Source organism: Stenotrophomonas sp. CFBP 13724, from assembly GCF_014841975.1.
GTDB classification, from domain to species: Bacteria; Pseudomonadota; Gammaproteobacteria; order Xanthomonadales; family Xanthomonadaceae; genus Stenotrophomonas; species Stenotrophomonas lacuserhaii.
Genome location: NZ_JACYUW010000001.1, coordinates 58,265 through 78,509 on the forward strand (window position 1 = coordinate 58,265; position 20,245 = coordinate 78,509).

Sequence of the window (20,245 nt, forward strand, 5' to 3'; positions counted from 1 at the left end):
GGAATCCGTCAAAGCAGGGAAAACACTACGTTCGAACGGCGGTTGCCCGACGCATCCGCTCAGCGCTGGTTGGGCACTTCGTAGCCGAGTTTGTCGACCTGGCTGCGCTGCTGCGGCACCCGCTTGAGCTTGTCGGTGTTTACCCCGTACTCGTCGCGCAGGCGTTCGGCCAGCTTCTTGTACAGACCGTTTTCCATCTCCGGCTTGCGCGCGAAGATCCACGCCATCTCACGGCCGGGATAACCGACCAGCGCCCATGAATAATCCGGCGCCACTTCCAGCACGCGCGAATGGGTCGGTACCACGCGGTAGAACCAGGTGCGCCAGTCGTGGTTGCCGCTGTCTTCGTCGACCGAGGCGCGCGCCTGGATTTCCTGCATCGGTTCACTGAAGCCATCGCGATAGCGATACGTGATTCCGATCTTCTGCGGCTCGCGCAGGGTGTATTCATTGACGCTGGCCACGTGGCCGCGTTCGATGAAATTGGGCACGCGGCCGATCACATACCAGGTGCCCATGAAGCGCTGCAGGTTGATCGGCGCCCCCCGATCGTCCTGATCGGCCACGGCCACCGGCTCCGGCGCGCTGGACGCGCTGGAACGGAACATCGCACAACCCGGCCCGACGATCAGGGTGGTCAGCAGGACAGCACACAACGGGCGGATCGACGGCATGGGAAAGCGGGCTCCAGGAGGGCTTGCGCAAGCATGGTCGAATGCGCGCGAGGGATTCGTCAATGGTGTCTGACGGTGGGATGTCGCAGCTGGTGAGAAACGACAGGGGCAAGGTGGCGACTCGCACCCCTTTTTCGCCTTCGGAGACCTCCATGCGCCCACATCATCCTGCTCGCTCTCCTTCCCCGGACACCGGTCCAGACCCGCGCCTGCTGCGTTGTGTCAGGCACATAGCGCTGGCGGGACTGGCGATGGTGCTGGTCTGGCCGGCCGCACGTGGCAATGCGGCGTGGATCGGCTGGATGCCGCTGTGGCTGCTGGGCATGCCGCTGGCGGCGTGGTGGTCGCTGCTGCGCTTCCCCCTGCCGCGTTGGCAACGGCGCCGCGTGCAGGCGCGCCGGCGGGCCACGCGCACGGTCCGTACGGCCTGACCTTCGACATGGGGGCAGGGCGCAGGCCCTGTGATAGCGTTCTGCAGCTTATGACTGTCTGGAACCGCAATGTCACGACTCGCTTCCGCCTGCCTGCTGGCCGGCATGATGACCGCTGCCTCGCTGGGGACCGCCGTGGCCGCTGAAACTGAACAGAACGATCAGTACGCCTGGCTGGAAGAGGTTGCCGGTGACAAGCCGTTGGCCTGGGTGAAAGAGCAGAATGCCAAGGCAGAAGGGCGCCTTGCGCAGACGTCGGCGTTCAGCCGGATGGAAGCCAGCATCCGTGAAGTGCTCGATTCGGACGCCAAGATTCCCGGCGTGGAGAAGATCGGCGAGTACTACTACAACTTCTGGAAAGACAAGCAGCACGAACGCGGGTTGTGGCGCCGCACCACCCTGGCCGAGTACCGCAAGGCGTCGCCGCAGTGGGAAACGGTGATCGACCTGGATGCGCTGAACAAGGCCGAAGGCGAGAACTGGGTGTGGCACGGCGTGGAATGCCTGCGGCCGGAGTACGACCGCTGCCTGATCGCGCTGTCGCGCGGCGGCGCTGATGCCGATGTCACCCGTGAGTTCGACCTGGCCAGCCGCAGCTGGGTTACCGGCGGCTTCTTCCGGCCCGAATCCAAGGGCGGGCTGGGCTGGGTCGACCGTGACAGCGTGTTCGTCTATACCGATTTCGGCGATGGCTCGATGACCACCTCCGGTTACCCGCGCGTTGCCAAGCTGTGGAAGCGCGGCACGCCGCTGGCGTCGGCGCAGGTGGTGTATGAAGGCAAGCCGGACGACATGTACATCGCGGCCGTGCACGATGACACCCCGGGCTTCGAACGCAACCTGGTCAGCCGTACGCTGGCCTTCTACAACAACGAGCTGTACCTGCGCGCCGACGATGGCAAGCTGACCAAGATCGACGCGCCGAACTCGGCTGAAAAGGGCCTGCACAAGCAGTGGCTCAGCCTGGAGCTGCGCGAACCGTGGACGGTGGGCGGCAAGACCTACGCGGCCGGTTCGCTGCTGGCGGCCAGGCTGGAGGACTTCCTCGCCGGCAAGCGCGATTTCGACGTGCTGTTCGCCCCCACCGATACCACCTCGCTGGCCGGTGCGGTGTGGACGAAGGACCACGTGGTGCTGAACGTGCTGGACGACGTCAAGAACCGGCTCAGCGTGCTGACCCCCGGCAGCAACGGCTGGACCCGCAGTGGGTTCGTCGGTGCGCCGGCATTCGGCACGCTGGGTGTCGGCGCGGTGGACAGCAACGACAGCAACGCCGTGTGGGTGACCGCCACCGATTACCTGACCCCGACCACCCTGGCGCTGGCCGAGATCGGCAGCACGCCGGAAGTGCTGAAGACCATGCCGGCGTTCTTCGATGCCGAAGGCAAGGTCATCGAGCAGCACTTCGCCACCAGCAAGGACGGCACCCGCGTGCCGTACTTCGTGGTGCACGCCAAGGACATGCCGCGCGATGGTTCGAACCCGACCCTGTTGTACGGCTATGGTGGTTTCGAGATCTCGCTGACCCCGAATTATTCCGGCGGCATGGGCCGTGCGTGGCTGGAAAAGGGGGGGGTGTACGTGGTCGCCAACATCCGTGGCGGCGGTGAGTATGGGCCGCGTTGGCACCAGGCCGCGCTGAAGCAGAACCGCCACAAGGCGTATGAGGACATGGCCGCGGTCGCGCGCGATCTCGTCACGCGGAAGATCACCTCGGCCAAGCACCTGGGCGTGCAGGGCGGCAGCAATGGCGGCCTGCTGACCGGCAACATGCTGACCCAGTACCCGGAGCTGTTCGGTGCGGTGGTGGTGCAGGTGCCGCTGCTGGACATGAAGCGCTACAGCCACCTGCTGGCCGGTGCCTCGTGGATGGCCGAGTACGGCAATCCGGATACGGCCGACTGGGAGTACATCAAGACCTTCTCGCCGTATCACCTGTTCGATGCGAAGAAGGCGTACCCGCCGGTGCTGTTCACCACTTCCACCCGCGATGACCGCGTGCATCCGGGCCACGCCCGCAAGATGGCGGCGAAGATGATCGACGCCGGCAAGGACGTAACCTACTACGAGAACATCGAAGGCGGTCACGGCGGTGCGGCCAACAATGCGCAGGCCGCGCACATGTCCGCACTGGCCTACAGCTTCCTGTGGGAGCGACTGGGCGGTAACTGATTCGGTAGTGACGGCCGCTGGCCGTCATGGTTTTCGGGGTGACGGCCAGCGGCCGTCACTACCGGGTCAGCGTGCGCAGCCCGCGCGCGATCCGTTCCACCGCCTCCTGCAGGCGCGGGATTTCCTGCGTATAGGCCAGCCGCACATGCTGGTTTGACCGGTGGAAGCCGAAATCCAGGCCGGGGGTGAAGGCCACGTGCTCGGTTTCCAGGAAGTGGGCGCAGAACGCCTGCGCGTCGTCAGTGAACGCACTGACATCCGCGTACAGGTAGAACGCACCCTGCGGTTCCACGGCGATGCGGAAACCGAGTCCGCGCAGCGCGGGCAGCAGGAAATCACGGCGCTGGCGGAATGCCTCGCGGCGCTGTTCGAAGATCGCCATCGCCTCCTCTTCGAAGCACGCAAGCGCGGCGTGCTGGGCGATGCTGGACGCGCTGATGTACAGGTTCTGTGCCAGCTTCTCCAGTTCCGGCACCGCGGCCGGCGGTGCCACCAGCCAGCCCAGTCGCCAGCCGGTCATGCCGAAGTATTTGGAGAAGCTGTTCAGCACGAAGGCCGAGTCGTCGACCTGCAGCACGCTGGCCGCGTCCATGCCGTAGGTCAGGCCGTGGTAGATCTCATCGACCACCATGTGCCCGCCACGCGCGTGCAGCGCCTGCGACAGCGCCGCCAGCTCCGATGCCGACAGCACCGTGCCGGTGGGATTGGCGGGCGAGGCCAGCAGCGCCCCAACACTGTGTTCGTTCCAGTGCGTGGCCACCAGGTCCGGAGTGAGCTGGTAGGCCGTGCCGGCGTCGACCGGCACCAGCTGCGCGCCGCCTTCCACCAGGCGCAGGAAATGCCGGTTGCACGGATAACCCGGGTCCGCCAGCAGCCAGTGCTTGCCCGGGTCCACCAGCAGGCTGCTGGCCAGCAGCAGCGCGCCGGAACCGCCCGGGGTGACCAGGATCCGCTGCGGGTCGATATCCAGCTGGTACCGGCTGCGGTAGAAACCGGCGATTGCTTCGCGCAGCGCAGGCAGGCCGCGCGCGGCGGTATAGCGGGTGTGGCCGGCGGCCAGGGCGGCCTGGCCGGCACGCACCACCGGTGCGGCGGTGGTGAAGTCCGGCTCGCCGATTTCCAGATGGATCACATCGTGGCCGGCCTGTTCCAGCGCCTGCGCACGCGCCAGCAGGGACATCACATGGAAGGGGGCGATATCGTGGCTGCGCCGGCTGTAGGCCGGTCGCTTGTCGTCATGCAGAAGGCTCATGCCGCCCATGGTACGCCGGTGACCAACGGCAGGCTTGTCCACTGCCACGCGTACGCCCAGACTGGCGGTACAAGGAAGCCGTTGCAATCCCGTCCCAGGAGCCTTACTTCGTGAAGTCCACCCTCTGCCTGTTGCTTGCGAGCCTGATGACCACCACCACCCACGCCGCCCCCCCGCCCGTCGCGCCGGACGCCGAAAAGCGCCCGCACGTGGTCAAGGCCCCGTTCGGTGCCAGCCGCAACGACGACTATTACTGGATGCGCGACGACAAGCGCGAAGACAAGGCAATGCTGGCCTACCTGCAGGCCGAGAACGCCTACACCGACCAGGTGGTGGCACCGCTGAAGCCACTGCAGGAGACCCTGTACAAGGAGATCGTCGCGCGTATCAAGCAGGACGATTCCAGCGTGCCGGCGCGTGAGCGCGGCTACTGGTACTACAGCCGCTTCGAGACCGGCCAGGACTATCCCATCCATGCGCGCCGCAAGGGCGACATGCAGGCGGCCGAAGAGATTTTGCTGGACGTCAACCAGATGGCGGCCGGCAAGGGCTACTTCAGCGTCGGCACGATGGAGGTCAGCCAGGACAACCAGCTGCTGGCCTGGGCCGATGATGATGTCGGCCGTCGCCAGTACGTCATCCGTTTCAAGGACCTGCGCACCGGTGACGTCCTGCCCGACACCATCACCGGTTCGTCCGGCAACCTGGTGTGGGCCGATGACAACCGCACCGTGCTGTACGTGGAAAACGATCCGGAAACCCTGCTGACCGTGCGGGTGAAGAAGCACGTGCTGGGCACGCCGGCGAGCAGCGACGTGGTGGTGTACGAAGAGCAGGACGACAGCTTCTACATGGGGATCGGCCGTACCCGCGACGACCGTTTCATCACCATCGGCCTGCACAGCACGGTGACCTCCGAAGAGCGCTATGCGCCGGCCAGCGATCCGACCACCTTCACCGTGCTGGCGCCGCGCCACCGCGAAGTGGAATACGATGCCGACCACTTCGATGGTCGCTGGGTGATCCGCACCAACGACGGGGCCAAGAACTTCAAGCTGGTCACCGCACCCACCGACGCGACCTCGCGCGCGCAGTGGAAGGACTGGATCGCGCATGACCCGTCGGTGTACATCGAAGGCTTCGAACTGTTCGATGGCTTCACCGCCATCGCCGAACGTTCCGAAGGCCTGGAGCGCATCCGCCTGCTGTTCAAGGACGGTCGCACCGACTACGTGAAGGCCGATGAGCCGGCCTACTCGATGGGCCTGGATGACAACACCGAAGCCGATACGCCGTGGCTGCGCTACGCGTACACCTCGATGACCACCCCGACCACGGTGTTGGAGATCAACACGCAGAGCGGCGAGCGTCGCCAACTGAAGCAGCAGCCGGTGATCGGCTATGACGCGTCGAAGTATGAAACCGACCGTGTGTGGATCACCGCGCGCGACGGCGTGAAAGTGCCGGTCTCCCTGGTGTACCGCAAGGGCTTCAAGAAGGACGGGACCGGCGCGCTGTTCCAGTACGCCTACGGCAGCTACGGCATGTCGATGGACCCCTACTTCAACCAGACCGCGGTGAGCCTGCTCGACCGCGGCGTGGTGTATGCCATCGCGCACATCCGTGGGGGCCAGGAGATGGGGCGCGACTGGTATGAAGACGGCAAGCTGCTGAACAAACAGAACACCTTCAACGACTTCATCGACGTCACCCGTGGGCTGGTGCAGCAGGGCTGGGCGGCGAAGGACCGCGTGGCCGCCTCCGGTGGCAGCGCCGGTGGCCTGCTGATGGGCGCGGTGGCCAACCAGGCGCCACAGGACTACCGGGTGATGGTCGCCCAGGTGCCGTTCGTCGATGTGGTGACCACCATGCTCGACCCGACCATCCCCTTGACCACCAATGAGTACGACGAGTGGGGCAACCCGGAGCAGAAGCAGTTCTACGACTACATGCTGAAGTACTCCCCGTATGACAACGTGGCCAGGCAGGCCTACCCGGCGCTGTTCGTGGGCACCGGCCTGTGGGATTCGCAGGTGCAGTACTGGGAGCCCGCCAAGTGGGTGGCCAAGCTGCGCGATGACAATACCGGTACCCATCCGATCGTGTTCCGCACCAACATGGAAGCGGGCCACGGTGGCAAGTCCGGGCGCTTCCAGCGTTACCAGGAGCTGGCCGAATCGTATGCGTTCGTGCTGGACCAGCTGGGCGTGTCGGGCCCCTGATCGATCGGTAGTGACGGCCGCTGGTGGGTGACGACGGTTGGTGGGTGACGACCGTTGGTCGTCACTGTGCCGGGCCGAAGAGCGTGACGACCAACGGTCGTCACCCACCCAGCGGCCCAACTGGTTTGACGGCCAGCGGCCGTCACTACCGTATCCTTGGTGGCATGAACACGCCTGTCCGTCCTGCTGATCCTGACGCCCCGGCGCCTGCGCGCCGGGCGCGCTTCAAGTGGGCGTGGTGGTTGCTGGCGTATGCCAGCCTGGGCACCGGCATCGTCGGTATCTTCGTGCCGGGCCTGCCTACCACCGTGTTCATCCTGATTTCGGCCTGGGCGGCGTCGCGCGGTTCCGAACGGCTGCACGGCTGGTTGCTCGGCCACCCGCGGTTCGGCCCGGCGATCCGCAACTGGCAGGCGCACGGGGCGGTCAGCCGCCGTGGCAAATGGATGGCTACGCTGACCATGGCGGTCTGTGCCGGCATCATGCTCTGGTGCGTGCCGGTGGCCTGGGTCAAGGGGTTCTCCATCGGCAGCATGATGGTGGTGTGCGGGTGGTTGTGGATGCGTCCGCTACCCCCTGCTGGAGCGTGAATCCATCCGCTGCAGGCGGGGCGCGGTGGGCGACGAAGGGCAGGGCTCGGCGCTACACTCGGGGCATGAACAATCCCCGCCGAAGCCTCATCCTGATTCCGCTGGCAGCGTCCGCGCTGCTGTTCCTCAGCGCCTGTGGCAACAAGGGTCCGCTGGTACTGCCGCAGAAGCCGGTGCCGGTGGAAGAAGTCGCCGAGCCGGTCGATGTGCCCGCCGCCGACGATGCCACCCAGGAGCAAGCCACTCCGCCCGCCACCCAGGACACCGAGGCGGGCAATCCCAGCACCGTTCCGGACCCGGTGACACCGCAGATCGACGATGGCGCCGGCGACAACAATGAGTGAGGCAGCACAGGATGCGGTAGCGGCGGCCGCTGGCCGTCAACATCCGCGCGGCACCCCACTGCGTTTCAGCAAGATGCACGGCGCAGGCAATGATTTCGTCATGATCGACCTGCGCGATGGCACCGCGCCGCCTTCGCCACAGCTGGCTGCGCGGCTGGCCGACCGGCACACCGGCGTAGGCTGCGACCAGATCATCACCATCGAACCACCGCGGGCACCCACGTCGGTGGCGTCCTACCGGATCTGGAATTCGGACGGCAGCAGCTCCCAACAGTGCGGCAACGGCGCACGCTGCGTGGCCGCCTGGCTGGTCCGCAACGGCGATACCGTGGACAGTGAATTCGCCATCGACAGCCCGCTGGCCACGCATTCGGTGCGTACGCTCGGCGAAGATCGTTTTTCGGTCGAAATGGGCGTGCCGGTGTTTGAACCGGCGCAGATTCCGTTGATCGGCTTCGCCCGCCCGCGCGATGAATACCTGCTGCCCCTCCAGGGCGAGACCGTGCGCTTCGGCGCGGTGTCGATGGGCAATCCGCATGCAGTGATCGAAGTCGGCCTGGTCGATGCCGCACCGGTGGAGCGCCTGGGCGCCTCGCTGCAGCAGCATGCCTCGTTCCCCGAATCGGTCAACGTGGGCTTTGCCCAGGTGCTGGAGCCGGACCATGTGCGCCTGCGCGTCTACGAACGTGGTGTCGGCGAGACGCTGGCCTGCGGCAGTGGCGCGTGTGCGGCGGCGGTTTCGCTGATGCAGCGTGGTCGCCTGGGCCCTGATGCACGGATCAGCCTGCCCGGTGGCGAACTGCGCATCCAGTGGGCCGGTGAAGGCCAGCCGGTGGTGATGTCCGGACCCAGCGCATTCGTGTTCGAAGGGGAGTGGAACGCATGAGTGACAGTACGGAAAAACTCGCCGGCCACGAGGTTGCCGCCTGGTTGCGGCGGCATCCGGGCTTCCTGAAACAGTTCCCGGACCTGGCGCTGACGCTTGTGGTGCCGCGCGATGATGGCCCCACCGCGTCGCTGGCCAGCTACCAGCTGGACGTGCTGCGTGACAAGAACCGCGAGTTGTCGCGTCGGCTGGCGGACCTGGGCCATACCGCCCAGGTAAACGAGCGCCTCGCCGTGCGTACCCATCAGCTGACCCTGGCGTTGATGAAGCAGGACAGCGCAGCCGATACGCTGCGCGCGATGGCCGCGACGCTGGAAGAGGATTTCGATGGCGACCTGGTGCGGCTGGTGGTGCACGTGCCGGTGGCGGGGTTGGAACAGGCGCCGTGGCTGCAGGTGTTGGCCGCCGACAGTCCGCTGCTGCGGCCGTTCCGCGATTGCCTGAAGGACGGCGAGCCGATCTGCGGCCGCCTGCAGCCGGAGAAGAATGCGGTGCTGTATGGCGGACGTGCCGAGGAGATCCAGACCACGGCGCTGTTGCCGCTTCCCGGCGTCGGCCTGATCGCCGTGGGCAGCCACGACCCCAATCGGTTCTACCCGGGCATGGGCACGTTGTTCCTGCGCATGATGGGCGAATCGCTGGTCGTGGCCTTGAAGCGATTCGGCTGATCGCGGCCATGAACGATGCGGTGCCGGCATTCCTGCAGTACATGATGGTCGAGCGCCGCATGTCGGCGCACACGCTGGATGCCTACCGGCGTGATCTGGACGCGCTGCAGCGCTGGGCCGAAGCACGCGACTGCAGCGTGGATGCGCTGGACGGCGAGCAGTTGCGCGGCTTCGTCGCCGATGAGCATCGTCGGGGGTTGTCGGCCAAGAGCCTGCAGCGGCGCCTGTCCGCCTGCCGGGGGTATTACGCGTGGCAGCTCAAGCATGGGCGGCTGCAGGTCGATCCGACGCTTGGACTGAAAGCCCCACGTGCACCGCGCCGCCTGCCGCAGGTGCTCGACGCCGACGAGGCCGTGCGGCTGGTCGAACTGCCTGCTGATGGTGAACTGGGAAGGCGCGACCGCGCGCTGCTGGAACTGTTCTATTCCTCCGGCCTGCGCCTGAGCGAACTGTGCGCGCTGACCTGGCGTGACCTGGACTTCGCCAGCGGCCTGGTCAACGTGCTCGGCAAGGGCAACCGGCAGCGCCGGGTGCCGTTCGGGCGCCCCGCACGCCAAGCGCTGGAAGCGTGGCGTGCAGAAACCAACGCTGCCCCCGCAGCGCCTGTTTTCCCCGGGCGCAATGGTGCCATCAGCCAGCGTGCCGTGCAGGTACGCATCAAGCAGCTGGCGCAGCGCCAGGGACTGTTCAAGCACGTGCACCCGCACATGCTGCGGCACAGTTTCGCCAGCCACATCCTGGAATCTTCCGGCGACCTGCGCGGTGTGCAGGAACTGCTGGGGCATGCCGACATCGCGACCACGCAGATCTACACCCACCTGGACTTCCAGCACCTGGCCAAGGTGTACGACGCGGCCCATCCGCGTGCAAAGCGGCAGAGTGGCAGCACACCTGTCGCCGGACCGTCCGAGGACGACGCGGCGGGCTGACCCGACGCGTCCAGCCGGGTGCCGCCTGCCGGGCCACGCTTCCCCGCGGCAGCAAGGACGCAGCATCGTGGCAGACACGTCCATTGATGGCCGGATGAGGTGCATCTGTCTGGACATCGCGTTGCCTCAGTCGCGTCTTATGCACCCTGCGCCTGGAAAACCAGACGCTTGCCGGCCATCACTCGTCCGGTCGGGCAAAGCACCTGGGCGACGTGCAACAGGCATCGGGAGGCAGATTCGTGCGGATGATCAAGGTGGCGTTGGGATTGGCGATGAGCGCCCTGGCAACGGGAGCCGCAGGGCAGGACGGGGCCGTTTCGTTTACCGGCCGGGTGGTTGCCGCGACCTGCATTGTCGAAGGGATCAGCGATGTCCCCGGCACCGGCCCGGATATGGTGGTCCGCCTGCCTGCCACACGCCAGGCAGTGTTGAACCGGGCCGGGCGACGCGGGACGATGATTCCCTTCCACCTGGTCATCGGCAGCGGCGAGCACCCGTGCCAGCAGGCCAACGTGCGTGCGATGTTCCGCAGCGTAGGGCACAGCAACGAGGCGGGCCGGTTGAACAACCAGGGCACCGCACGCAACGTGGACGTGGTGGTGCTCAATGCCGCGTTCCAGGACGTGCAGTTGATCACCAACGAGAACTCGCTGCCGATACCCATCGACGAAAACGGAATGGGCGTGCTCAGCTGGTGGGCGACCTATCACGCCACGGCGGCGGCGCAGCCGGGCACGGTAACGGCACAGGTGGAGTACGTCCTGGTGTATGACTGAGCGTCGGGCGGGACCGCGGGCGGTCGGATGAACGGCTTCCTACCGTAGCCGCTTGATGGCGGCCGGCGCTGGCCCCATGTCCTTCGCACAGCTTACCGGAGGCCACATGGACCCCAGCCAGAATCCCACAGTTTTCCACGCCACCACCATCGTCTGCGTCCGCCGCGGCGAGCATGTGGCCATCGCCGGCGACGGCCAGGTCACCCTCGGCCACACGGTGATGAAGGGCAATGCACGCAAGGTCCGCCGGCTGGGCCGGGACAGCCAGGTGCTGGCTGGCTTCGCCGGTGCAGCGGCCGATGCCTTCACCCTGTTCGAACTGTTCGAGGCCAAGCTTGAAAAGCATGGCCAGCTGCAGCGGGCCGCCGTCGAGCTGGCCAAGGACTGGCGCACCGAGCGGCGCCTTGGCAAGCTTGAAGCGCTGCTGGCCGTGGCAGACAAGGAAACCTCGCTGATCATCAGCGGCACCGGCGATGTGATCGAACCGGAAGACGGCATCATCGCCATCGGCTCCGGTGGCTCGTACGCCCTGTCGGCCGCACGTGCACTGATGGCGCACACCGAACTGGATGCGCGCACCATCGCCAGCGAAGCCATCGGCATCGCCGGGGACATCTGCATCTACACCAACCGCAACGTGGTGGTCGAAGAGCTCTGACCGCACGGGTAGTGCCGACCTTGGTCGGCCATCGTTCTGCTAGTGCCGACTCAAGTCGGCAATCCTCATTCGTGAGCACCCCATGTCCAAGAAATTCGAGAACACCTCCGCTTCCATGACCCCGCGCGAGATCGTGCAGGAACTGGACCGCCATATCGTCGGCCAGCACGATGCCAAGCGCGCGGTGGCCATCGCGCTGCGCAACCGCTGGCGCCGCATGCAGTTGCCGGCCGAGTTGCGCGATGAAGTAATGCCGAAGAACATCCTGATGATCGGTCCAACCGGCGTGGGCAAGACCGAGATCGCGCGCCGCCTGGCGACGTTGGCCAATGCGCCATTCGTCAAGGTGGAAGCCACGCGCTTCACCGAGGTGGGCTACGTGGGCAAGGACGTGGAGCAGATCATCCGCGACCTGGCAGACACCGCGGTCAAGCTGTACCGCGAACAGGCCAAAGTGCGCGTGCGCACGCAGGCCGAAGAGCGCGCCGAAGACCGTATCCTGGATGCGCTGCTGCCACGTCGCAGCGGTGGCATCGGCTTTGATCCGGAAGCGGCGCGCAACGAGCCGTCTTCGCAGGATAACGAAACCCGCATCAAGTTCCGCCGCATGCTACGCAACGGGGAGCTGGACGACCGCGAGATCGAACTGGAGATCGCGGCCAACGTCAGCATGGATATCATGACCCCGCCGGGCATGGAGGAGATGGGTCAGCAGCTGAAGTCGATGTTCGCCAACCTGGGCGGTTCGAAATCAAACAAGCGCACGCTCACCATCAAGGCAGCGCGCCCGCTGCTGCAGGAAGAAGAAGCCGCAAAGCTGGTCAACGAAGATGATGTGCGCAGCGCAGCCATCGAGGCCTGCGAACAGCATGGCATCGTGTTCATCGACGAGATCGACAAGGTTGCCAAGCGCGGTGACAACGTGGGCGGTGGCGATGTCTCGCGTGAGGGCGTGCAGCGCGATCTGCTGCCGCTGGTGGAAGGATCCAACGTGTCCACCAAGTACGGGACGGTCAAGACCGACCACATCCTGTTCATCGCCTCCGGTGCCTTCCATCTTGCCAAGCCCAGTGACCTGATCCCGGAGCTGCAGGGCCGCTTCCCGATCCGCGTCGAACTGGGGGCCCTGACAAAGGCTGATTTCGTACGCATCCTGACTGAACCGAAGGCAGCGTTGACCAAGCAGTACGAAGCACTGCTGCTGACGGAGGGTGTCAAGATCAGCTTCAACGAAGATGCCATCGACCGGCTCGCGGAAATCGCGTTCCTGGTGAACGAACGGCAGGAGAACATCGGCGCCCGTCGACTGCATACCGTGTTGGAACGCCTGCTTGATTCATTGAGCTATGAAGCGCCGGATCGTGATGGTGAGACAATGGCCATCGACACCGCGTACGTGGACAAGCACTTGGGTGAGCTGGTCAAGGATCCCGACCTGAGCCGCTACATTCTCTGATACCGCAAGGCCGCCGAAAGGCGGCCTTCTGCGTTTGCGGGGCCTGCCGGCCATGCGGCGCCGCCCGCTGCGCTCGCCGGCCATGGGTCGGCGCTACCGCCGACTGCCGTGACGTGGCCGGGACCCTTTCTGGCCGACCTTACGCCGAACTCGCGCAGACACGTGCGCCTTATCACACTGTTGCTGTGACCGCGGCCAGAACATCCGCCGCAGACGCTGCGCCTTCCGTCGCGTCCTAGTCTGTTTGTGGCCGCGCTCCTCGACGATGGCTTTCCCGGCGACAGTCCGTTCCCGGGTACGAATGGTCATTGGACGAAACAAGGAGCACCTTCCATGCAAACTGCATCAATGCGCTTGCCCGCCACGCTTGCGCTCATCCTGCTCGGCGCAGCAGGCGCCGCGCAGGCCCAGAGTGGCGACATCACCTTCAACGGCGCCGTCTCGACCGTCACCTGCGAAGTCTCCTTTGACGGTGTGGTCGGCAATGACGCGACCGTTTCCCTGCCCACTATCGCGACAAACTCGCTGCGCTCGGGGCAGAGCGGAGGCCGCACCCCGGTGGTGGTACGGATCAGCGGTAGTGACCCGGTCTGTTCGAGTGAACGCTTGGCCATCGCGTTGAACACCGACCGTTCGGCGAACCTGCTCAATGGCCGCCTGCGCAATGGGGTGCTGGGCCTCGGTGGCGGCACCAACGCGGTGGTGGGGCTGCGCGACGCGCAGGACGCGCCGATCAACCTGGCTGGCGGGGCGGTCCTGCGTCCGACAGCTTCAGTGGGCGACGTGGCTGAGTTCACCTTCTTCGCCGAGTACTTCGCCGACGGCCAGGATGCCATTCCGGGCGCCTTCCAGGCCCCGTTGGGTTACACCCTCAACTATCCCTGAGCCGCTGACGCAGGCGGTGCGCAGTGCGTCCGTCCAAGCGCGGTGCGGTTCAGACGCGTCCGATGGCGGGGCCCTGCGTTATGGGATGTCATCGGCCACATTGGTCTGTCGCCATGATCCGGCTTTCATCCCCGTCCTATTAAATCCCGGCGGCCCGGTTACTAGATTAGATGTCAAGGACGAGCCAGTCCTTGCGGCTGACATCCAACCCACGCCGGATTCCGCCGAGCAGATGTTCCCACCCGATCAACCAAGGATTCCATTCCATGAACAAGCTTGCAATCGCGCTGTCGGCCGCCCTGGCCATTGGTGCCTCGTTCTCTGCTTCGGCGCAGAGCGGCACGATCACCTTCAACGGCCAGATCACGGCCACCACGTGCGACATCACCTGGCCGGGCAGCGGCGGCACCCCCCAGGATCCGATCGTGACCCTGCCGACCGTGCCGACCAGCGCGCTGGCGAACGCCGGTGACACGGCCGGCAAGCGGACAGTTTCGCTGGTGATCGGCGGTTCCGACGCCCAGTGCACCAGCGGCAATGCAGCCATTGAACTGAACCCGAACCGCGACGCCAACCAGAGCAACGGTTTCCTGAACAACAGCGCTGCTACCGATCCTGCAGCGAACGTGCAGATCGCGCTGCGCGATGCCACCGACGCGCCGATCAACATCGCCACGCCGTGGCGTTCGGCTGAAATCGACCTGGCGTCCACCCAGCAGATCGACTTCGCTGCCGAATACCGCGCCACTGGCGCAGCCACCGCCGGCGAGGTCAACGCGAGCGTCGGCTACACCATCGATTACAAGTAATCGAACGGCCGTTGTAGTACCGGTCGGGGCCTTCGGGCCCCGGCCATCCCGGGCCACGCCCGCAACGAGTGACCTGTCATGAACCTGATCCGTACCGGACTCCTCTGCTGTGTAGCTGTTGCCTCGCTGCTGGCCAGTGTTTCGGCCGACGCGGGCGTCATCGTGCACGGCACCCGTCAGATATTCCCCGGCAACCAGCGCGAGATCACCGTGCGCATTGAAAACGTCGGACAGAAGGCATCGCTGGTGCAGGCGTGGACCGACGCCGGTGACAAGCTGGCCGCGCCGGAAGAGAGCGTCACCCCGTTCGTGCTGCGTCCGCCGGTGTTCCGCCTGGACGGCGGCAAGTCGCAGTCGCTGCGCATCCTGTTTACCGGCGGTGACCTGCCGCAGGACCGCGAGAGCATCTATTACCTCAATGTACTGGACATCCCGCCGGTACCGCAGGACGGCGAGATCGCCACGGGGAACTACCTGCAGTTCAGCCTGCGCACGCGCATCAAGCTGATCTATCGCCCCAACGGACTGGACGACGCCGGCACCGCGCCGCAGAAGCTGCAGTGGAGCCTGGTGCCCGATGCAAAGGGCTGGGCGCTGCAGGCCACCAATCCGACGCCTTACTACGTGCATGTCGGCACCCTGGGCCTGCGCGTGCAGGGCGTCGACCACCCTGCGGTCGACCCGCAGATGATCGCGCCGCAGTCCACCGAACGCTATGCGCTGGACAGCCTGCGGGCACGTCCAAATGGCGGCAACGTGCAGTTCCAGTACATCAACGACTTCGGCGCCAGCGTCGGCCAGTCCGTGCCGCTGTCCGGCAACTGATCCGCAGCGCCGACCGCCCTTCGCCCTTTCGATCGACGTCACACCCCCGGATGCCTGCCGTTGGCAGGTGTCGCCGCCGCATGCCTTCCTGGAGATCCGCCATGCTGTCCTGCAGCCCGACATCGTCAGCGCCGAAGCCATGCCGCCTGGCCTTTGCCGTGGTGGGCGCTTTGTTTCCAGCCATCGCGTGGGCGGCGCCCAACGTGGAGTTCAACGCGCAGTTCCTGCAGGGTTCGCAGGCCGGCGCGCTGGACCTGAGCCGGTTCGAGAGCGGTGAGGATGCACCGGGCATCTACAGTGCCGACATCAAGGTCAATGGCGTGGTTGTCGCGCGGCGTGACGTGGAACTGCGCGCGCTGGACAACGGGTCGACCGCGGTGTGCCTCTCGCCGGAACTGATAGCGGTGCTGGGCGTGGATCCCGCGCGCCTGCCGCAGCCGGGCAGCGCCACCGAGGGCGACGGCCCGTCGATCCCCCTGCAGGCGTTGCCCGACACGGTCAGCTGTAAGCCCCTGTCCACGTTCATCCCGCAGGCCAGCGCCCGCTTCGACGCCGGCGAACTGGCGCTGGAAGTGAGCATCCCGCAGGCCTACCTGTCACGCGATCCGCGTGGCTGGGTCAGTCCGGAATTGTGGGATGACGGTGTCAGTGCGGCGATGCTCGGGTATTCCATCAGCCACCAGCGCATCCAGGGCCGTGGCTACCAGGGGCAGTCGACCAGCGCGATGCTCAACGCCGGGGTCAACCTGGGAGCCTGGCGGGTGCGCCACGACGGCTATCTTTCGCAGTCCAGTGGACGCGGCACGTCGTATCGCGCTGGGCGCAGCTACGCCCAGCGTTCCATCGCCTCATGGGGCACCGAGCTGACCGTGGGCGAGGCCAGCACCAACGGTGACCTGTTCGACGGGGTCAGCTTCCGTGGCGTCAGTGTGGCGACCGATCCGCGCATGCTGCCGCAGTCGCAGCGTGACTATGCCCCCACGGTGCGCGGTGTGGCACAGACCAACGCCCGGGTGGTGATCCGCCAGCGCGACGCGGTGCTGTACCAGGCCAACGTCGCCGCCGGTCCGTTCGAGATCAATGACCTGTACGGAACCGCCTATGCCGGCGATCTGGACGTGGAAGTCATCGAAGACGATGGCCGGGTGCAGCATTTCGTGGTGCCTTTTGCTTCCGTGCCGCAGCTGCTGCGCGCTGGCCAGCACCGCTTCAACATCACCGTGGGCACGCTGGACGACGCGTGGCTTCGCGATACCCCGGCGTTGCTGGAGGCCACCCTGCGCAAGGGGATGAGCAACCGGTTCACCGGCTTCGGTGGGGTCACCGCCAGCGATGGTTATGCGGCCGGCCTGCTCGGCGGCGCGCTGAACACCCGCCTCGGTGCGTTCTCCGGTGATGTCACGGTGGCACGTACGCAGTTGCGCGGCGCGCTGCCGGCGTCGGGTTCGCGCATGCAGGGCCAGTCCTACCGGCTGGCTTTCAGCAAGGACATTCCGGCGACCGGCACCAATCTGTCGATGGCCGCGTATCGCTTTTCGACCCAGGGCTATCTGTCGTTGGGCGATGCGGCACGCCTGCGCCAGCTGATGGCCGAGGGTGAAGGCGGGCGGCTGTTCGCACGCCAGCGCTCGCGCCTGGACATCAACCTCAACCAGCGTCTGGGCGCAGGTGCGGCGTCGCTGTATGCCAGCGCCAGCAGCGTGGACTACTGGAACCAGGACCAGCGGCGCACCAATTTTTCGGTGGGTTACGCCGACCGGCTCGGCCCTGCCAGCTACAGCCTGTCGGCGCAGCGCAGCCTGGAACGCAGCTTGGGCGGCGGGGCGGGCCGGGAGGGCAACAGTTTCCATCTGAACGTGACCGTGCCGCTGGGCTCGCGCAGCAGCGCGCCGCGCCTGACTACGGCGGTGAACCGCAGCAGCGATGGTCGTGACGATGAGCGTGCCGGCGTCACCGGCACCTTCGGTGAGCGTCGCCAGGGCGGCTACAACGCATCGATCAGCCGCTACAGCGGTACAGGCGCGAACTACGACGCGGGCGTCAGTTACCAGGCATCGGTGGCCACGCTCAACGCAGGCTACAACCAGGCCTCCGGCAGCCGTGGGCTGAGCCTGGGCGCGACCGGTGGCATCGTGCTGCATGGCGATGGCGTGGTGTTCGCCCAGCAACTCGGTGACACCATCGCGCTGGTGCAGGTGCCCGATGCAGCAGGCGCGGCGCTGGACAGCACCGTGGGCGTCAAGACCAATGCGAAGGGATACGCTGTCGTTCCCTACATGACCCCGTTCCGCCGCAACGAAGTGACGGTGGATCCGAAGGGGTTGCCGTTGGATGTGGAGCTGGAGACCACGTCCGTCATCGGCGTACCGACGGCCGGCGCGGTGGTCAAGCTGGTGGTCCCGACCAGCAGCGGGCGCAGCGCGTTGATTGAAGCCTTCCAGGCCGATGGACGGGCGCTGCCGTTCGGATTTGATGTCTACAACGAGGCAGGCGAGGTGGTGGGCGTGGTCGGCCAGGCCAGCCGCCTGTGGGTGCGCGGCATCGAAGAAGCGGGCCGCTTGACGGTGCGCCTGGGAACCGATGAAAGCCAGCAGTGCGTGATCGACTACGCACTGCCTGCGGGCAACAGCGGCGAGCTGATCACCGCCAACTGTGCGGTGCCCTCACGCTAACAGGGCGAGGGAGCGCGCTGCCGCAGTCCGCGTTACAGCGGCGTCGGCGCGCTGCCGGCCTCGAAGACGCCTTCTTTGACATAAGCAGCCAGCGTCATGTCCAGCGCCAGCATCCCATCGCGGCGGATGTCCATCAGCTCCGGTTCCACCATCGCCCCGTGCAGCACGCCCAGTACCGTGGCGTGCAGCATCCGCGCGGCCACTTCGGGGTCCGCCCCGGGCTTGAGCTGGCCCAGTTGTGCGGCCCGGCGCAGGGCGCGCGCCATGCGCTCCAGCCCATCGCGGAACCCTTCCTGCTGCAGGTCGGCCAACACTTTGCTGTCGGCCGATGAATCACTGCGCAGCATGATCTCCATGGTGTTTCGCAGCCGCTCGTCCTGCGCCAGGTCGATCAGCGAACCCAGGATCACCGAGCGCAGGTCCAGCACCGGGGTATCGCGCGACTCGGTGGCGGCGCGGTCGAGTTCCTGCATGAAGGGCAGGCGCACGCGCTCGATCACCGCAGCCAGCACGTCGATCTTGTTCTTGAAGTGCCAGTACACCGCGCCGCGCGTGTAGCCGGCGCGCGCACCGATCATCTCCAGCGTGGTGCGGGCTACCCCATGCTCGTGGAAACAGGATTCGGCGGCGTCGAGGATCCCTTCGCGGGTCGCCTGGGTTTCCTCTTTGGTCTTTCGGGCCATTGCTCAGAAGTTGCGCGAAACATCAACGAATCATACCGCTTTACAAACAAACAGTCATGTATGTATATTTCCTGCCCATGATTGCCGAGGGTCCCGGATGCGTCTGAAAGCGCAGCGGATCCACGGCCGCCGAGCATGGCTCGGCGCTACCGAATTCCTGCCATCGAGACCCTCCCCCATGCTTCTGTCCCGTATTCGTCCCCTTGCCTTGTCGTTGGCCATCGCCGCGACCGTGGCCGCCTGTGGCGGTGGCGATGACCAGCCGCAACAGCAGGGCCCCGGCCAGGTCACCGTGGTCACCCTGAAGGCCGAATCGGTGTCGCTGACCCGCGAGCTGCCCGGCCGCACCACCGCCTTCCTGGTCGCCGAAGTGCGGCCGCAGGTCAACGGCATCGTCGGCAAGCGGCTTTTCACCGAAGGCAGCCTAGTGACCGAAGGGCAGCCGCTGTACCAGATCGACGATGCCAGTTACCGCGCGCAATCCAACAATGCGCGTGCCCAGCTGGCCCGTGCCGAAGCCACCGCCAACGCCTCCAGGCTGAGCGCGGCGCGGATCACCGAACTGGCCAAGGTGGATGCGGTAAGCAAGCAGGACCTGGAAAACGCGATCGCCGCGCAGAAGCAGGCTGAAGCGGATGTGGGGGCTGCAAAGGCCTCGCTGGATGCCGCCAACGTGACGCTGGGTTACGCCCGCATCACCGCGCCGATCAGCGGCCGCATCGGCAAGTCCTCGGTTACCCAGGGCGCGCTGGTCAGTGCCGCCCAGGCCGAAGCGCTGGCCACCGTGCAGCAGCTGGACCCGATCTACGTCGACCTGACCCAGTCCGCTGCCGAGCTGCTGCAGCTGCGCCGCGAACTGGCTGCCGGCCGCCTGCAGGACAACCAGACTCTGCCGGTCAGCATCCTGCTGGATGACGGCAGCACCTTCGATCACCAGGGCACGCTGGAGTTTTCCGAAGTGAGCGTGGATCCGACCACCGGCAGCTACGGCCTGCGGGTCAAGGTATCCAATCCGGAAGGCGTGCTGATGCCGGGCATGTACGTGCGCGCGGTGATCGGCGGCGGCGTGCGCAATGGCGCGGTGCTGGTGCCGATGCAGGGCATCGCCCGCGATGCCAAGGGCGATACCAGCGCGATGGTGGTCAACAAGGACGGCAAGGTAGAAGTGCGCCCCGTCAAAGTGAGCCGCGCACTGGGTGACAAGTGGCTGGTGGAAGACGGCCTGCAGGCCGGGGACAAGGTGATTGTCGAGGGGCTGCAGAAAACGGTCCCGGGCAAGCCGGTTCATGCCATCGACGCCCCGTTGCCGTAAC

The 20,245-nt window shown here is 66.1% G+C and carries 19 protein-coding genes; 16 read left to right on the forward strand and 3 right to left on the reverse strand.

The annotated features are described in order from the left end of the window. Nucleotides 1-59 precede the first annotated feature (59 nt). The gene (locus tag IFT63_RS00265; protein ID WP_192082878.1) at nt 60-674 is read right to left on the reverse strand and encodes a lipocalin family protein; all 615 of its coding nucleotides are present in this window, start codon (nt 672-674) and stop codon (nt 60-62) included. Nucleotides 675-826: 152 nt separating this feature from the next. Here IFT63_RS00265 and IFT63_RS00270 point away from each other — a divergent pair, with 152 nt between their 5' ends. Beyond that, nucleotides 827-1,105 (forward strand): hypothetical protein, encoded by a 279-nt coding sequence (locus IFT63_RS00270; RefSeq protein ID WP_192082879.1) that lies wholly within the window; start codon nt 827-829, stop codon nt 1,103-1,105. 69 nt (nt 1,106-1,174) lie between these two features. Next, entirely contained in the window at nt 1,175-3,277 is a 2,103-nt protein-coding gene (locus IFT63_RS00275) for a prolyl oligopeptidase family serine peptidase (protein WP_192082880.1), read from the forward strand. 58 nt (nt 3,278-3,335) lie between these two features. Here IFT63_RS00275 and IFT63_RS00280 read toward each other — a convergent pair whose 3' ends face one another. Further along, a complete protein-coding gene (locus IFT63_RS00280) occupies nt 3,336-4,529 on the reverse strand; it encodes a pyridoxal phosphate-dependent aminotransferase (protein ID WP_192082881.1) in 1,194 nt (397 codons plus the stop codon). Between the two features lie 110 nt (nt 4,530-4,639). On the opposite strand from IFT63_RS00280, the gene IFT63_RS00285 reads away from it, so the two are divergent. From IFT63_RS00285 to IFT63_RS00345, 13 genes are all read left to right on the forward strand, one after another. Beyond that, nucleotides 4,640-6,751: a prolyl oligopeptidase family serine peptidase gene (locus tag IFT63_RS00285; RefSeq protein WP_192082882.1), complete on the forward strand. Its 2,112-nt coding sequence runs from the start codon at nt 4,640-4,642 to the stop codon at nt 6,749-6,751. A 164-nt stretch (nt 6,752-6,915) separates the two neighbouring features. Further along, nucleotides 6,916-7,341: a YbaN family protein gene (locus IFT63_RS00290; RefSeq protein WP_042614322.1), complete on the forward strand. Its 426-nt coding sequence runs from the start codon at nt 6,916-6,918 to the stop codon at nt 7,339-7,341. A 65-nt stretch (nt 7,342-7,406) separates the two neighbouring features. After that, nucleotides 7,407-7,685: a lipoprotein gene (locus IFT63_RS00295; RefSeq protein ID WP_042614323.1), complete on the forward strand. Its 279-nt coding sequence runs from the start codon at nt 7,407-7,409 to the stop codon at nt 7,683-7,685. 73 nt (nt 7,686-7,758) lie between these two features. Beyond that, nucleotides 7,759-8,571 carry a diaminopimelate epimerase gene (gene dapF / locus IFT63_RS00300; protein ID WP_042614335.1) on the forward strand — a complete coding sequence of 271 codons (813 nt, stop codon included), beginning with the start codon at nt 7,759-7,761 and terminating at the stop codon, nt 8,569-8,571. After that, nucleotides 8,568-9,239: a DUF484 family protein gene (locus tag IFT63_RS00305; protein ID WP_192082883.1), complete on the forward strand. Its 672-nt coding sequence runs from the start codon at nt 8,568-8,570 to the stop codon at nt 9,237-9,239. The genes dapF and IFT63_RS00305 overlap by 4 nt, the downstream gene beginning before the upstream one ends. 8 nt (nt 9,240-9,247) lie before the next feature. Next, a complete protein-coding gene (gene xerC / locus IFT63_RS00310) occupies nt 9,248-10,168 on the forward strand; it encodes a tyrosine recombinase XerC (protein WP_192082884.1) in 921 nt (306 codons plus the stop codon). 239 nt (nt 10,169-10,407) lie between these two features. Next, on the forward strand, nt 10,408-10,944 hold the full coding sequence (locus IFT63_RS00315; RefSeq protein ID WP_152620665.1) for a fimbrial protein: 537 nt from the start codon (nt 10,408-10,410) through the stop codon (nt 10,942-10,944). A gap of 106 nt (nt 10,945-11,050) precedes the next feature. Next, nucleotides 11,051-11,602, forward strand: coding sequence for an ATP-dependent protease subunit HslV (hslV, locus tag IFT63_RS00320; RefSeq protein WP_042614336.1), 552 nt, complete (start codon nt 11,051-11,053; stop codon nt 11,600-11,602). A 115-nt stretch (nt 11,603-11,717) separates the two neighbouring features. Next, on the forward strand, nt 11,718-13,058 hold the full coding sequence (gene hslU, locus IFT63_RS00325; protein ID WP_161793577.1) for an ATP-dependent protease ATPase subunit HslU: 1,341 nt from the start codon (nt 11,718-11,720) through the stop codon (nt 13,056-13,058). A 333-nt stretch (nt 13,059-13,391) separates the two neighbouring features. Next, on the forward strand, nt 13,392-13,943 hold the full coding sequence (locus tag IFT63_RS00330; RefSeq protein WP_080335178.1) for a fimbrial protein: 552 nt from the start codon (nt 13,392-13,394) through the stop codon (nt 13,941-13,943). A gap of 266 nt (nt 13,944-14,209) precedes the next feature. Further along, nucleotides 14,210-14,752, forward strand: a complete 543-nt coding sequence (locus IFT63_RS00335; RefSeq protein WP_042614328.1) for a fimbrial protein — start codon at nt 14,210-14,212, stop codon at nt 14,750-14,752. 78 nt (nt 14,753-14,830) lie between these two features. Further along, nucleotides 14,831-15,577, forward strand: a complete 747-nt coding sequence (locus IFT63_RS00340) for a fimbria/pilus periplasmic chaperone (protein WP_042614329.1) — start codon at nt 14,831-14,833, stop codon at nt 15,575-15,577. A 161-nt stretch (nt 15,578-15,738) separates the two neighbouring features. Continuing rightward, on the forward strand, nt 15,739-18,249 hold the full coding sequence (locus tag IFT63_RS00345; RefSeq protein ID WP_342450482.1) for a fimbria/pilus outer membrane usher protein: 2,511 nt from the start codon (nt 15,739-15,741) through the stop codon (nt 18,247-18,249). Between the two features lie 32 nt (nt 18,250-18,281). On the opposite strand, the gene IFT63_RS00350 is transcribed toward IFT63_RS00345, so the two are convergent. Continuing rightward, nucleotides 18,282-18,932 carry a TetR family transcriptional regulator gene (locus IFT63_RS00350; protein WP_042614331.1) on the reverse strand — a complete coding sequence of 217 codons (651 nt, stop codon included), beginning with the start codon at nt 18,930-18,932 and terminating at the stop codon, nt 18,282-18,284. A gap of 178 nt (nt 18,933-19,110) precedes the next feature. On the opposite strand from IFT63_RS00350, the gene smeD reads away from it, so the two are divergent. Then, nucleotides 19,111-20,244, forward strand: a complete 1,134-nt coding sequence (gene smeD / locus IFT63_RS00355) for a multidrug efflux RND transporter periplasmic adaptor subunit SmeD (RefSeq protein WP_192082886.1) — start codon at nt 19,111-19,113, stop codon at nt 20,242-20,244. Nucleotide 20,245 lies beyond the last annotated feature (1 nt).

Coding starts and splice junctions, on each gene's coding strand:
- dapF (WP_042614335.1), top strand. CDS start 7,759: ATGCACGGCGCAGGCAATGATTTCGTCATGATCGACCTGCGCGATGGC.
- hslV (WP_042614336.1), top strand. CDS start 11,051: ATGGACCCCAGCCAGAATCCCACAGTTTTCCACGCCACCACCATCGTC.
- smeD (WP_192082886.1), top strand. CDS start 19,111: ATGCTTCTGTCCCGTATTCGTCCCCTTGCCTTGTCGTTGGCCATCGCC.
- IFT63_RS00275 (WP_192082880.1), top strand. CDS start 1,175: ATGTCACGACTCGCTTCCGCCTGCCTGCTGGCCGGCATGATGACCGCT.
- IFT63_RS00350 (WP_042614331.1), bottom strand. CDS start 18,932: ATGGCCCGAAAGACCAAAGAGGAAACCCAGGCGACCCGCGAAGGGATC.
- IFT63_RS00335 (WP_042614328.1), top strand. CDS start 14,210: ATGAACAAGCTTGCAATCGCGCTGTCGGCCGCCCTGGCCATTGGTGCC.
- xerC (WP_192082884.1), top strand. CDS start 9,248: ATGAACGATGCGGTGCCGGCATTCCTGCAGTACATGATGGTCGAGCGC.
- IFT63_RS00340 (WP_042614329.1), top strand. CDS start 14,831: ATGAACCTGATCCGTACCGGACTCCTCTGCTGTGTAGCTGTTGCCTCG.
- IFT63_RS00295 (WP_042614323.1), top strand. CDS start 7,407: ATGAACAATCCCCGCCGAAGCCTCATCCTGATTCCGCTGGCAGCGTCC.
- IFT63_RS00270 (WP_192082879.1), top strand. CDS start 827: ATGCGCCCACATCATCCTGCTCGCTCTCCTTCCCCGGACACCGGTCCA.
- IFT63_RS00305 (WP_192082883.1), top strand. CDS start 8,568: ATGAGTGACAGTACGGAAAAACTCGCCGGCCACGAGGTTGCCGCCTGG.
- IFT63_RS00265 (WP_192082878.1), bottom strand. CDS start 674: ATGCCGTCGATCCGCCCGTTGTGTGCTGTCCTGCTGACCACCCTGATC.
- IFT63_RS00330 (WP_080335178.1), top strand. CDS start 13,392: ATGCAAACTGCATCAATGCGCTTGCCCGCCACGCTTGCGCTCATCCTG.
- hslU (WP_161793577.1), top strand. CDS start 11,718: ATGACCCCGCGCGAGATCGTGCAGGAACTGGACCGCCATATCGTCGGC.
- IFT63_RS00290 (WP_042614322.1), top strand. CDS start 6,916: ATGAACACGCCTGTCCGTCCTGCTGATCCTGACGCCCCGGCGCCTGCG.
- IFT63_RS00280 (WP_192082881.1), bottom strand. CDS start 4,529: ATGAGCCTTCTGCATGACGACAAGCGACCGGCCTACAGCCGGCGCAGC.